This is a genomic window from Halalkalibacter alkalisediminis, assembly GCF_028610705.1.
GTDB lineage: Bacteria > Bacillota > Bacilli > Bacillales > Bacillaceae_D > Halalkalibacter > Halalkalibacter alkalisediminis.
Window position 1 is genome coordinate 1 of the sequence record NZ_JAQQWT010000001.1, and the last position, 13636, is coordinate 13636.

At 38.3% G+C, this 13636-nt stretch carries 11 protein-coding genes; 10 read left to right on the plus strand and 1 reads right to left on the minus strand.

Annotation, left to right across the window (positions count from 1 at the left end):
- Positions 1–649: 649 nt before the first annotated feature.
- The 10 genes from PQ474_RS00005 (at position 650) to PQ474_RS00050 (ending at position 12809) form a co-directional block, all read left to right on the plus strand.
- Positions 650–2026 (plus strand): aspartate aminotransferase family protein, encoded by a 1377-nt coding sequence (locus tag PQ474_RS00005; RefSeq protein ID WP_273839386.1) that lies wholly within the window; start codon positions 650–652, stop codon positions 2024–2026.
- Positions 2027–2028: 2 nt separating this feature from the next.
- A complete protein-coding gene (locus PQ474_RS00010) occupies positions 2029–3579 on the plus strand; it encodes a pyridoxal phosphate-dependent decarboxylase family protein (RefSeq protein ID WP_273839388.1) in 1551 nt (516 codons plus the stop codon).
- Between the two features lie 15 nt (positions 3580–3594).
- Positions 3595–5433, plus strand: a complete 1839-nt coding sequence (locus PQ474_RS00015; RefSeq protein ID WP_273839390.1) for an IucA/IucC family protein — start codon at positions 3595–3597, stop codon at positions 5431–5433.
- The gene (locus PQ474_RS00020) at positions 5420–5998 is read left to right on the plus strand and encodes a GNAT family N-acetyltransferase (RefSeq protein WP_273839391.1); all 579 of its coding nucleotides are present in this window, start codon (positions 5420–5422) and stop codon (positions 5996–5998) included. Before PQ474_RS00015 ends, PQ474_RS00020 begins: the two co-directional genes overlap by 14 nt.
- On the plus strand, positions 5967–7331 hold the full coding sequence (locus tag PQ474_RS00025; RefSeq protein ID WP_273839393.1) for a lysine N(6)-hydroxylase/L-ornithine N(5)-oxygenase family protein: 1365 nt from the start codon (positions 5967–5969) through the stop codon (positions 7329–7331). Before PQ474_RS00020 ends, PQ474_RS00025 begins: the two co-directional genes overlap by 32 nt.
- Positions 7332–8525, plus strand: a complete 1194-nt coding sequence (locus PQ474_RS00030) for an MFS transporter (RefSeq protein WP_273839395.1) — start codon at positions 7332–7334, stop codon at positions 8523–8525.
- A gap of 25 nt (positions 8526–8550) precedes the next feature.
- Complete coding sequence (locus PQ474_RS00035) at positions 8551–10383, plus strand: IucA/IucC family protein (RefSeq protein WP_273839396.1); 1833 nt, start codon at positions 8551–8553, stop codon at positions 10381–10383.
- Between the two features lie 460 nt (positions 10384–10843).
- The gene (sufU, locus tag PQ474_RS00040; RefSeq protein ID WP_273839398.1) at positions 10844–11296 is read left to right on the plus strand and encodes a Fe-S cluster assembly sulfur transfer protein SufU; all 453 of its coding nucleotides are present in this window, start codon (positions 10844–10846) and stop codon (positions 11294–11296) included.
- A gap of 18 nt (positions 11297–11314) precedes the next feature.
- Positions 11315–11830, plus strand: a complete 516-nt coding sequence (locus PQ474_RS00045; RefSeq protein ID WP_273839400.1) for a MogA/MoaB family molybdenum cofactor biosynthesis protein — start codon at positions 11315–11317, stop codon at positions 11828–11830.
- Between the two features lie 10 nt (positions 11831–11840).
- Entirely contained in the window at positions 11841–12809 is a 969-nt protein-coding gene (locus PQ474_RS00050; RefSeq protein WP_273839401.1) for a CobW family GTP-binding protein, read from the plus strand.
- 366 nt (positions 12810–13175) lie between these two features.
- Here PQ474_RS00050 and PQ474_RS00055 read toward each other — a convergent pair whose 3' ends face one another.
- On the minus strand, positions 13176–13529 hold the full coding sequence (locus PQ474_RS00055; RefSeq protein WP_273839404.1) for a hypothetical protein: 354 nt from the start codon (positions 13527–13529) through the stop codon (positions 13176–13178).
- Positions 13530–13636: the final 107 nt, after the last annotated feature.

Here is a 13636-nt window from a genome sequence, read left to right on the forward strand (position 1 = left end):
CCACCTGACTTATCCATTATAAAGGACTTTTTTTATGCAAAAAATAAAATAATTGAACATTTTGAGTATTCTTAAGAGTTGGATTAGATTAATGCAACTCTAGTGATAAAAGATAATTAAATAAAATCTAATGAGAGCGTGTTTTGATTAATCTAATTTCAAAACACGCTCTTTTAATCGTTTATCAAAGGTATTAAAAGTAAAAATAACGTTGTGGTGACTTCCATCAAGGAGAGGCACTAATGAAGAAAAGAAGTATCTTATTTGGCTTGATAACACGGTTAAATACACTTCTTATTATAATAAATTTATTTGGATACTGTGTTGTTAGTACCGCAACCAAACTCTTAAATAAAGGAAAGTGTGGAACAAGCAGCCTAGTAAAAGTATTACAATTATACTATTTTATTCAAATCTAATTGACAATGATTATCATTTTTAATAAGATGCACAAGAGGGTTAAGTGATAATGATTTTCATTATCTGTAGTAATTCGAATATTAACTAAAGTTAAGTATGGATAACAAAGGTTTAGATACAGTACCAACTTTGTATTTTAAGTCTTAAAAATTTCCCTCGTAATTGATAGTGGTTATAAAAGTTTTAACCCAGGGCACTCAGAAAAATAAATGAAGAAAGTGGGGATATTATGAAATTCTATTCAACTAATGATGAATATCTTGAGACTCAAGCCAAGCGTGAATCCAATGCTCGTTCTTATCCACGTCGTCTTCCCATTGCGATTGCTGAAGCAAATGGAATTTATGTGAAGGATGTAGAAGGAAACGTGTTTATCGACTGCTTAGCTGGGGCTGGAACTTTGGCGCTAGGACATAACCATCCGGTAGTAACAGAAGCTATTAGAAAAGTGTTGGATGATAACCTACCATTACATACATTAGATTTAACAACACCAGTCAAAGAAGAGTTCGTTCAAGAAGTGTTTCATAGTCTTCCAGAAGAGTTTGCTAGAAAAGCTCGTATTCAATTTTGTGGTCCGTCTGGGTCAGATGCTGTAGAAGCTGCCTTGAAGCTAGTAAAAACGGCAACGGGCAACCGAAGCATGTTATCTTTTCACGGTGGTTATCACGGTATGACCCATGGTTCGCTTAGTTTGATGGGCAATCTAGGGCCGAAGAAACAAATACCTGGCTTAATGCCTGATGTTCATTTTCTTCCATTCCCCTATGAGTATCGCTGCCCGTTTGGGGTTGGTAATCATGAAGGATATGAAATCGGCCAGACGTATATTGAACAGCTTTTAAGTGATCCTGAAAGTGGAATTGTTCCTCCTGCAGGAATGATCATGGAAATTGTTCAGGGAGAAGGTGGAGCGATTCCGGCCCCAGATAGGTGGGTGCGGGAGATGAGGAGAATCACAAAGGAAAAAGGGATCCCGCTGATCGTTGATGAAATTCAGACAGGTTTAGGTCGTACAGGAAAACTTTTTGCATTCGAACATGCAGGAATTACACCAGATGTAGTCGTTCTCTCAAAAGCGATTGGAGGATCTCTTCCTTTAGCTGTTGTTGTCTATCATGAAGATTTAGATAAATGGAATCCAGGAGCACATGCAGGAACTTTCCGTGGTAATCAAATAGCCTTTGCAGCTGGAACAGCAACAATTAAATTTGTAAAAGAAAATGCGTTGGCGGAACATGCAGAAGAAGTGGGTTCTCGTTTGATGAAACAATTACAAGAAATTCAAGCTCAAACGAATTGCATTGGTGACGTAAGAGGGCGTGGTTTGATGATCGGAGTTGAAATTGTTAATAAAGAATATCAAGCAAATAAAGTTGGCAATCAGCCGGCTTATCCAGAATTAGCGAGCCAGATTCAGCAAGAGTGCTTCAAACGCGGATTGATCCTTGAGCTTGGTGGTCGTCACAGCAGCGTCGTTCGTTTCTTACCACCTTTGATTATAACAGCTGCGGAAATAGATACCGTTAGTACAATCTTTTTAGATGCGGTTAAGCATGCTGAAGCATTGATTAAAGGGCATCTAATACAAGAGCAGGAGGTGTAAGAATGACATTGAGTCAAGTAGGTCTTCTAGAACAAGCGATGCAACCAGTTAAACATAAAAATAGGTTTGATCGATACTTTTTACATGGGGAAGCGGAAAGCATCGATTACTATGATAAGGCAATGAAATGGGCACAAGAGGCTTTCGTTGATCAGTATTCTAGGAATGAAAAGCCATACAGCGGATTGCCGCATGAAGAATTCGTGAAATTGCTTGATGAAACGTTTAAGGAAACGCTACCTGAGGATGGATCATCAATTAAAACATTATTCCAAAATATTGGCGAAACGATCTTAAAGCATTCAATTGTTGTCTCGAACCCTACATGCCTTGCCCATCTTCATTGTCCGCCTTTAAGTTCGGCTCTTGCAGCGGAAGTGTTGATAAGTGGAACGAATCAATCAATGGATTCATGGGACCAAAGTGCCTCTGCTACTGTCCTTGAAGAAAAAATGGTCCGTTGGTTAAGCGATCTATTTTTCAGAAGGAAACGAGCAGACGGGGTGTTTACAAGTGGTGGGACACAATCTAATTTCATGGGATTATTACTGGCTCGAGATCGCTATTTTAAAAAACAGCTTCATTGGGATGCTCAGAAAAACGGGCTGCCAGTAGAGGCTAGTAAACTACGAATTTTATGTTCCAAGGATGCGCATTTTACCGTTCGTCAATCTGCATTTTTACTTGGATTAGGAGAGCAGGCGGTCATACCGATCGAAACAGATAGTAAGCATGGTATGTGCACGGACAGCCTAGATCGTTGCTTAAAGGAGGTAAGTGAACAGGGGTTACTCCCATTTGCCTTAGTAGCAACAGCAGGAACAACAGACTTTGGCAGTATTGATCCACTAGTTGAGCTAGCAGCACGTGCCAAACAGATTGACATGTGGTTCCACGTTGATGCCGCTTACGGGGGAGCACTTATGCTAAGTGAGCGTCACCAACATAAGTTACACGGAATGGATCTTGCGGACTCAATCACCGTTGATTTTCACAAGTTATTTTACCAGCCGATTAGTTGTGGAGCTTTTCTTGTAAAGGAACGAACCAACTTTGATTTTATTAAACTAAATGCAGATTATTTAAACCCTGAGGACGATGAAGAGACGGGCATTCCTAACTTAGTAACAAAGTCGATTCAAACGACTAGACGGTTCGATGCATTAAAACTTTTTGTTTCTTTCCATGCTCTTGGTAGAAAAACATTTGCTGACATGATTGATTATACGATCGATTTAGCTCAAGAAACGGCAACAATCCTCGGAGAAGATCCTGATTTTGAGCTAATGAATCAGCCTGAAATCAATGCGGTTGTCTTTCGGTATTGTCCTCAAAGAAAAGATAATTTAAACGATTCAGAATGGTTAAATAGAGTGAATGGTTTAATTCGTACCAAACTATTGGAACAAGGGCACGCCGTATTGGCAAGAACCCGAGTAAACAAATTGGTTTACTTGAAATTGACATTGCTAAACCCGCGAACAACGGTGGAGGATATTAAAGTGATCGTAAGTCAAATGAAAGAATTGATCCAAAAAGAAGAACGTAAATAGGAGAGGACCGATAAAATGAATTCGAAAGACATTGCAGAGCAAGCAACGATTCAAAGTTTTTTAAATTGTTATTTGAGAGAAACGGAAGAATATAAGCTAATTGAAAAAAACATGGCAGCTGATTACTTGGCATATAGACTAGCCGATCGTCCAGAAGTAAAGCAACTCATTGATTGTGAATTGAAAAATCAAGGCATTCACTTATATATACCACTTTCGTATTGGTCGATAACTGGACGCCATATTTTTTCGTATCCGCTCTTCTATTCTCTTTCAGCTGAGAATAACGACCTGCTTGAACTTGATTACATAACGCTTACAAGTCTGATCATTAAAGAGCTAAATGTGAAAGCAGGGTTTGCTTCAAGTGGAACAGGCAATCAAGACGAGCTGATGATGCGAGTCATTTTAAGCTGCCAAAGCATCGAACAATTTATTCAAGCACGCATGAAAGAGAGCGATCGCCTCTATCAGCCTGATATGAGTTTCATTGAAGCAGAGCAAGCATTGATTTTTGGGCATTTATTACATCCAACACCAAAAAGTCGTCAGGGAATTGCTGAATGGGATGTTCCTCTTTATTCACCAGAGCTAAAGGGGCATTTTCAATTACATTATTTCCGCGTTCATACATCGATTGTTTATCATCGCTCAGCCCTTGAAGATACAGCTGTTAATCTTGTAAAGAAACAATTGCTAGAGGATCCTGAAGTGACAAGTGACTTTAAATCTAAGTATTGTCAAGCAGACGAGTATGCTCTACTTCCGATACACCCGTGGCAGGCTGAATTTTTAACGCGGAAACCGAAAATACAAATACTGATGAAGCAAGGATTAATTGAAAGTGTTGGAAACCATGGTCGGTCTTTTTATCCAACATCCTCCGTGCGGACCGTGTATCATCCAGAAGAAAGGTATATGTTTAAGTTTTCTTTAAATGTAAAAATCACAAATTCGGTCCGTGCTAATAAAAACATGGAGCTTGAACGAGGAGTAGAGGTTAAGAAACTACTAGATGGAAAGATTGGTGACGATCTACGAAACAATCATCCGGACTTTCAAGTAATATGTGATCCAGCCTTTATGACGGTTACACTTGATGGGGAAAAAGAATCTGGCTTTGAAGTGATTTTAAGAGAGAATCCATTTTATTTAGAGGATGCTGATAATGCCACTCCTATTGCTTCATTATGTCACGATTCAATTAACGGACAAACATCGAGACTAGCAGAAATGATTAAACAATTAGCAAAGAAGGAAGGGCGCTCGACTGAAGAGGTGAGCTTGGATTGGTTCGGGCGCTATCTTGATCGATCCCTCCAGCCGATTATCTGGCTTTTCTTAACCTATGGAGTTGCACTTGAGGCACATCAGCAAAATAGTGTCATTCAGTTAAAAGATGGGTATCCTGATCGTTTCTTTTACCGAGATAATCAAGGCTACTATTTTTGTGAGTCTTATCATGAGCAACTTAATCAGCTATTGCCAGGAATTAGCGAAAAAAGCAATACTGTTTGTTCGGATGTGATTGCGGATGAGCGTTTACGCTATTATTTTTACTTCAATCATTTACTCGGCCTAGTGAATGCGTTTGGAGTCGGGGGGCTGATCGATGAAAGGAAACTATTACAGAAAATTAAGGAAGCCCTTGCTCGGATTGAGATCCCAAAGAAAAACTCATCACAATTTATTCAAAGCTTGCTAACGTACGAGAAACTTCCGTGCAAAGCAAACTTACTCACTCGTTTTCATGACATGGATGAGTTGACAGGCTCTCTTGAAACGCAATCGGTGTATGTTGAAATCGATAATCCATTGGTCCAGAAGGAGTTGGTGAAGAGTGAAACTTTTTGATGAGCAGACTGGTTATGAAATTACATTTCGCCAAGTCCAATTAGAGGAGGATTTGGAGCGTTTGCATCATTGGCATCATCAAGCCCATGTCATTCCATTTTGGAAGCAAAACTTTCCTCTGCCTGTATATAAGGCGCATTTACAAAAGCTATTAGCTGATCGTCATCAGACTTTATACATAGGTCATGTTAATGGTGAGCCGATGAGCTACTGGGAATGCTATTGGGCTAAGGATGATATCATTGCAAATTACTATGAGGCTGACAACGGAGACCAAGGGATTCACCTGTTGTTTGGCCCTGAGAAATTTTTAGGAAAAGGGTTATCCTTACCATTACTTCGAGCAATGACTGCCTTTGGATTTCGGCATGAGGAGACTAGTAAAATTGTCGCTGAGCCCGATATTCGTAATGAAAAAATGATTCATATTTTTGAGAAATGCGGCTTTGAAGCACAAAAGGAAGTAGACCTTCCTGATAAACGGGGCTTGCTCATGTTTTGTGAGCGTACAACCTTTTTAAGGAGGTGGAAGGATGTCAACTTCATACAACAACAAAATGTTTGATGTCATTGGTGTCGGGATTGGTCCTTTTAATTTAGGTTTAGCAGCTTTAATGGAAGAGAGCACGGAAGTAAAGGCACTATTTTTTGAGCAAAAGCCTCATTTTGAGTGGCACGGAGGGCTTCTGATCGAGGAAACGACACTCCAAGTCCCATTTTTAGCAGACGTTGTTACGATGGCTAACCCGAAAAGTCGGTTTAGTTTTCTCAATTACTTGCACGAACATGAACGGTTGTATAAATTTTACTTTCTTGAACGATTTCATATTCCAAGAAGAGAGTACAATCATTATTGCAAATGGGTATCTGAACAAGTCAGAAACTGCAGCTTTGGTAAGAGAGTGACAACAATTGAGTGGGAGACTGATTTTGCTGAAGTGAGCTGGTATGAAGGAGAGCTAAACTGCCAAAATGGTTACTTCAAAATAGAAACAGAGGACATCGAAACAGGGGATGTAACCTACTATTATTCCAAGCATCTTGTCCTTGGGATTGGGAGTACACCTTTTATCCCAGATAGTATGTTAGGTCATTCAAAAGATACTCTTTTTCATTCTGCCCAATTTTTACAAAAGCGAGAGCGATTACGTAAGGCCGATTCTATTACTGTTGTAGGATCAGGACAAAGTGCGGCCGAGGTCTTTTTAGAACTATTGAAGGAACAGCCTATGTATAACTATCAATTAGATTGGTTTACACGATCAAAAGGCTTCTTCCCAATGGAGTACTCAAAGCTTGGCTTGGAGCATTTTTCACCAGACTATACGAATTACTTTTACAGATTGTCTCAGGAAAAAAAGGACGTGCAGCTTCCGAAAATGGACTTGTTATATAAGGGAATAAGTGCGAAGACGATAGCTGATATTTACGATGTTCTCTATGAGTATTCAGTCGGAGGGCAGGAGCCACCTGCTCGTTTGCTTGCTAAAACCGAAGTAGCAGCTGTAAAGGAGATTGAACCGGGTGCAAACAGAAAGCATCAATTACGATGCAGACAATGGGAACAGGAGCAAGATTTTATCCATGAAAGTGAGGTTGTCATAGCAGCAACTGGTTATCAGCATCCTATTCCAAAATTTATTTCGAATTTGAAATCGCTGATCGAGTGGGATGAAAAAGGGAGGTATTGTGTTGAGGAAAACTACCAGCTTAAGCTATCGGACGATATAGCCAATAAGATCTTTGTTCAAAATGGGGAGATGCATACCCATGGAGTGGGGGCTCCGGATTTAGGATTAGGAGCTTACCGGAATGCAATGATCATCAATCAACTTGTTAATCGGGAAGTCTATCCTGTTCGCAAGCGAAATGCATTTCAGCAATTTGGGGTTAACTAAATGTCTTCATTTAAGACAACTCAGACAGTGTTATTTTTCTTGATTTTCTATTTCGTGTATGCGGATGTTGCACTGTCTCCCTTTTATCCTCAGTTTTTTAATAAGGTGTTTGGAATTGAAGATTTGGAATATACAGCTTTTTATATTTTTATTGCACGATTAACGGTTGTCGTAGCAGTTCCAATTTGGGGGCTGCTTTCCAAATACTTTGAAGTGAAACACTTGTTGTATGTTGGACAATGGGTTTCCGCTGTGATGCTGGTAGGAATGGCAGGATCGCAGGATACACAGCAATTTTTATTGTTTACGATTTTACTATTAATCGGAAAGAGCAGCTTCTTTCTTGTTTATCCTTTGCTGATTGAATTAAATGGGGAGGGGAAACGTTCTGCTGTTGTTGGAGCGTACCATATGATCTTTCACGGAGCGATCATCCTAGGGACGTTATCTGGGGCATGGATCATCCGACTTGATGACCCTTTGCTCTTATTTTACGGACTGGCTGGAGTGGAGGTTATTCTATGGCTTATTTGCTTCCTCACATTACGAAAGCTTTCATCAAGGAAAAAAATCGTGTTAGATAGAGAGTCAGTTCACTCGACTAGTAAGCAGGTCTATTTTGTTTTTTGGATTGGTTTAATCATTTTTGCTTTTCATACAGCGAATAATATGATTCGCCCGTATTTTACAACGTATACAATTAATGATTTTCAGCTTTCTATCGTTGAAAGTAGTATTTTATTTATGGTTCCAAGTGCGATGGCAATGATTGCTTATCCAGTCATTCGGAAAGTTTATTCACAGGAAAAAGTCCCATTTGTTTTTGCGATAGCACTAGGCGTCTTATCTATTAGTCTCATTTTACAAGGAGTTACTAATAGCTTTATAGTGTTATCGATCGGAAGGGTTTTTTACGGTTTCTTTCTTGCAATTTCCCAATCAGCACTCGAACTTTACTTATTTAATAAAAGTAGCAATCATATGCAGGTTTATACAATGGCCTCATCGTTTCAAAATGCAGGGTTACTCTTCGCTCCGTTGCTTGCTTCAATGTCAGTTATGTCATATAACTTAGCGGCACCATTAATTTTTGCTGGAGCGATTTGTTTACTGACCCTGATTGTCGCACGTTTAACTCTTTTTAAAGATACAAAGCCACAGGATCAGAAAACAGATGTAAAAGAAGTCGGTTAAATGAATACATAAGGAGAGTGGAATCATGGAAAATGGAAACTATGTACAAGAAATATTGACAGCTGAAATTTGGAATGAAGTCGGTTTGAACTTACTAACAAAAATGATCTCAGAATTTATGTATGAGGAGATCATACACCCAGAAGTTATTGAAGAAGCAGGTGGATTAACCATCTATCAACTTCTCCTTCAGGAAGACAGTGGACAAGAAATTAGCTATCTATTTGAAGCAAAAAAACGTTTAATGGATAGTTATCGAATTTACCCCGATTCAATTCGTTGCAGGAGAAATGGAAAGTGGGAAAAAGCTAACAATCCCCTTCAATTTATTCTCGATATTCAGCAAACAGTTGGAATGAAACCTCTGACAACCGGGCACCTCATCAAAGAATACAACAACACATTGCTAGCCGATGCCCATATTTTACAGGAAAAGAAAACGAAACGTGTAGATGAGTTAATCGATATGGACTATGGAGAGCTAGAAGGAGAAATGGAAGGACATCCGTGGATTACATATAATAAAGGACGAATTGGCTTTGATTATCAAGATTACCTCACTTATTCACCAGAACAAAAAAAACAAGTGAAATTATTATGGGTAGCTGTTCATAAGGATTATGCAACGTTTCATGCTGTTTCTGATTTAAATTATGAAACGTTGCTTCGAGCAGAGTTAGGGAATCTACAATTTGAGCTGTTCGTAGAGCATTTAAAGAGCGAAGGACTAGAGGCATCAGCGTATTTCTTTTTACCGATACATGAATGGCAATGGAACAACATGATTATTCAATATTTTCCTGGAGATATTGCTCAAAAAAGGATCGTGCCTCTTGGAGCGGGTGAGGATGAATACCTTCCGCAGCAGTCAATCCGTACCTTTGTTAATACAAGTGCTAAAGAGAAACACCACGTGAAATTACCAATGAGTATTTTAAATACGTTAGTATATCGTGGACTACCTGGGGAACGAACCGTTGTTGCACCGATTATTACAGAATATATTCATAGCATCCGTGACCAGGATTCTTTCCTACGAGATGAGTGTCGAATTATCTTACCGGGAGAAATAGCGAGTATGAATTATGAGCACCCCTATTATTCAAAGCTAGATGGTGCCCCTTATCAATATCTTGAAATGTTAGGCAGCATTTGGCGTGAAAGCATTTATTCACTTTTAGAGGAAGAAGAGCATGCGATTACGTTGGCTTCCCTTCTTTATGTAGACAATGCTGGAAAACCTTTTGTAGCTTCATTAATTGAACGATCTGGTTTAACGGTTGATGAATGGATCGATAAGCTATTTAACGTGACAATGCCACCACTATTACATTATCTCTATAAATATGGAACGGTCTTTTCACCGCACGGGCAAAACACAGTAGTAGTGTTAAAGGATTATGTCCCACATCGTCTAGCTATGAAAGATTTTGTAGATGATGTAAATGTTAGTGAAGAGCCGCTGCCTGAACTACTAAGTTTACCCGAGGAATTAAAGCCTGTGCTTCGTAGTGAAGAAGCAGAAGGGTTATGTCAATTTATTTTCACCGGTCTATTTGTCTGCCATTTCCGTTACTTAACTGATATTCTAGACACATATTATCATTATGAAGAGGAACGTTTTTGGCTCTTGCTTAGAAAAACGATTATCGATTATCAAAAACGTTTCCCACAATTAGAGGATAGGTTTCGTCTGTTTGACTTACTAAAACCAGCTTATACAAAGCTATGTTTAAATCGTAACCGTATGATTGATTATGGGTATGAAGATGATGACGATCGTCCGCATGCATCTGAATTTGGTAAAGTTCAAAATCCGTTGTATCTCGTATCGGTTAAAGAAAAAGTAAAAAGCTGACTATTGAGCAGGTAAACATAGTGAAATGTTGCAATTTCATTCAAATTGTAGCAATCATCCATAAACACATTTTAAAAGTAACTAGCGCTAGGATAGTGGTGTTAGTCCTAGTGGCGTATAATATACTCAATACGAATTTGCCAAAAACCTTGATTTAAATAAACATAGTTCTTTTAATTTTGACAGGTAGAGGTCACTGGTTCGAACCGAGTACGGATCTCAAAGAAAAAAGTCATAAGCCGCTTCTGCTTAGATTCTGAGTAAGGTGTTTTATGTTAGATAAATAGAGAAGTGATACGTTCAAATGTTGAAACAGAAAGGTGACTCAGATTGATCAGAGTCACTTTTTTTGTTTTTATATTTGATTATCTTGGTTAGGTCATTTAAAATATTAAATAAATCGTAATGATTCTTATTTGTGTAATCATAAATGATAGATAGAAAGGAGGGAAATAATGTAATGCTAGATGACCTATACCGAAAAGTTGTAATGGATCATGCTAAATACAAAAAAAATTACGGGCAACTTGATGGAAATGAAATACGTAAAGTTCATTATAAAAACCCAACCTGTGGAGATGTAATGACTCTATATATACAGCTCGAAGGAGATCTAATAGAAAATGTTTCTTTTGAAGGAGAGGGCTGTAGTATTAGTATGGCTTCCTCATCGATGATGACAGAGTTAATTAAGAAAAAGGATTTGGCTGCCGTTGCAACGATTAGAAGTGAGTTTGAAAAGTTAATAAGAGAAGGTGAGCAATCAAATGATCTTATTGATTTAGGAGATGCCTTATCCTTACAGGGAGTACACAAACTAAGAGCACGCCATAATTGCGCTTTGATGTGTTGGCAAGCTCTTGATAAGGTCATGAAAGATACAGAGACTTATCATGTAAATAAAGATTACTAGTAAAAGGAGAGTCTATTAATGAGTGTAATGGAACATAAAAAAGAAGCACCGAAACAAGTCAATTGTAAAATTATAACCGTAAGCGATACTCGTACGGCAGAGACGGATAAAAGTGGCATGTTAATTCGGGAATTTTTAGAAAAACAGGGGCATGTAATCCTAGATTATGAGATTGTAAGAGATGAAAAACAAGCAATTAGTGAGGCGATTCAAAAGGGCATTCTAGCCCCTGAGATTCATGCAATCTTGTTAAATGGTGGAACGGGAATAGCGGACAGGGACGTTACAATTGAAACAGTGAAAGAATTGCTCGATAAAGAGATTGTTGGTTTTGGAGAATTATTTAGAATGCTTAGCTACACAGAAGATATTGGAGCCGCAGCTATGCTAAGTCGTGCTATTGCAGGCGTCAGTAAACACACAGCTATTTTTGCTATGCCAGGTTCAAGCGGTGCAGTGAAATTGGCCATGAGTAAATTGATTAGTTCTGAATTAGCACATGTAATAAGAGAAATTAGAAAGGATTTAAAATAGGAAACAGCTAATGGAAAATAAACCGGTAGAAATTTTTATTTTAAGTGGCTTCTTGGGAAGTGGGAAAAGTACGTTATTAAAGGAATTAATCCAATTGGAAAAAAAAGTTGGTAGACGCATTGGAGTATTAATGAATGAGTTAGGTGATATTAGTATAGATTCTTCAATTATTCCTGCTGATATCCCGCTGAAAGAAATGCTGAATGGATGTATTTGTTGTACGATTCAAGGAGAGTTGAGCTTACAATTGAACTCAATTTTAGAAGAATATGATTTAGATGCTATTTATATAGAAGCAACTGGGGTAGCTCATCCGTTAGAAATTATGGATGCGTGTACACATCCGAAACTAGCTAATAAAGTAGTGATGAAAGCTATTTTAACGGTTGTGAATGCGAAACAGTGGCATGAAAACAGATTAAGCATTAAGTTGAAAAAGCTGTTAGCGGAACAGGTTAAGTATGCGGATATGATCCTCATAAATAAAATAGATCAAGTGAGTCAGACTGAGCTTGAGTTAATAAGGGAGAGCATTGGGCAGGTTAATGCTAAGGCAATTATTTCAAGCGTTCAATTTGGCAAAATACATCCTTCATTATTATATGGAGAAGGTCAACAACAAATGGAAACCGCTACTAAACTTTTGGAAAACGATCATCACGAATCTCATGTTCACCATCATTTACATGTAAGAACATTCTCAGTTCCTGTCAATCAACCAATTGATAGAATTCAATTTACGCATTGGTTAGAAAGAATTCAAGGGCAACTTTACCGGGCAAAAGGCTTTATATATTTGACAGAGACTCCTGGACTCTTTTTGTTTAATTATGCCTATGGGGACCTTATTCTTGAACGATATCCAACTGAAAAACCACTTCAACCTGTGCTCGTATGTATTGGAGAAAATTTAGAGCGGGAGTCGATTGAACAGGGAATAAGTCATTTGCAGCAAAGCCAAACGAAGATGACTCTTTAAGAGTTGTCTTTTTTTTGGTGATTATGTTCCCTTTTTATTACTGCTTTTGCTTCGTTAATTAAGTGAAATCCTTCGCAATCTCAATGGTTTTGCATAAATAATCATTTAAAATATATAGCAATTCACATACGATGCAGATTAAGAGAGGTGGAAATATTTATTTCTACCTCTCTGACTTTACTGCTTAATTGAGTTAAATCTTGATATGAAAGAAATTGTATGAGGGTTTTCTTTGTTAAAACCATGCAATTGATCATGTGAGTCACTTGTTTGCACCTCTGAAACTCCTTAGACCGATAGCATCGTTTTTATGCAATCAAGTGCGACTGATATTGACACAAATCAACAGACACAAGCAACCTCAGATCAATAGTAAGGATAGTACGGATAATATGGATACGCAGGTGGTGGAGCAATGTATGGTAATAGGGCTAGTGCAGCTATTGTAGCTAGTGGAAAATCAAAGCGTCGAAAGCGTCGAAACCTTCTCCTAGGAACACCATAACCTCCAAAACCGCCATAATACCGAGTGTCGGATTCTGTCTCCTCTTCTCGGTCCATGACATCCTCCCCAACTAACACGGAAACATGATCCATCGTAACGTTATCAATAATTCCATCCATTGTTCGCCCATCCGTCATCGTTAACGTAACATGATAAGACTGATAGTTTTTGCATTGGTCATGTACATTTCTTAAATCACTTTGATACATATTCATTTTGCTTCATCTCCTTTCGAATACCATGATATTCATCTAGAAGATGGGTGTTACACTTTCTTTAGATAAGTTTAGAAATCCTATTCGCTTTTTCTTGATGAAAGCCC

Bases quoted from the DNA above. Each gene is read 5' to 3' on its own strand.
- PQ474_RS00005 (WP_273839386.1), top strand. From the start codon at position 650: ATGAAATTCTATTCAACTAATGATGAATATCTTGAGACTCAAGCCAAG.
- PQ474_RS00010 (WP_273839388.1), top strand. From the start codon at position 2,029: ATGACATTGAGTCAAGTAGGTCTTCTAGAACAAGCGATGCAACCAGTT.
- PQ474_RS00015 (WP_273839390.1), top strand. From the start codon at position 3,595: ATGAATTCGAAAGACATTGCAGAGCAAGCAACGATTCAAAGTTTTTTA.
- PQ474_RS00025 (WP_273839393.1), top strand. From the start codon at position 5,967: ATGTCAACTTCATACAACAACAAAATGTTTGATGTCATTGGTGTCGGG.
- PQ474_RS00030 (WP_273839395.1), top strand. From the start codon at position 7,332: ATGTCTTCATTTAAGACAACTCAGACAGTGTTATTTTTCTTGATTTTC.
- PQ474_RS00035 (WP_273839396.1), top strand. From the start codon at position 8,551: ATGGAAAATGGAAACTATGTACAAGAAATATTGACAGCTGAAATTTGG.
- sufU (WP_273839398.1), top strand. From the start codon at position 10,844: ATGCTAGATGACCTATACCGAAAAGTTGTAATGGATCATGCTAAATAC.
- PQ474_RS00045 (WP_273839400.1), top strand. From the start codon at position 11,315: ATGAGTGTAATGGAACATAAAAAAGAAGCACCGAAACAAGTCAATTGT.
- PQ474_RS00050 (WP_273839401.1), top strand. From the start codon at position 11,841: ATGGAAAATAAACCGGTAGAAATTTTTATTTTAAGTGGCTTCTTGGGA.
- PQ474_RS00055 (WP_273839404.1), bottom strand. From the start codon at position 13,529: ATGAATATGTATCAAAGTGATTTAAGAAATGTACATGACCAATGCAAA.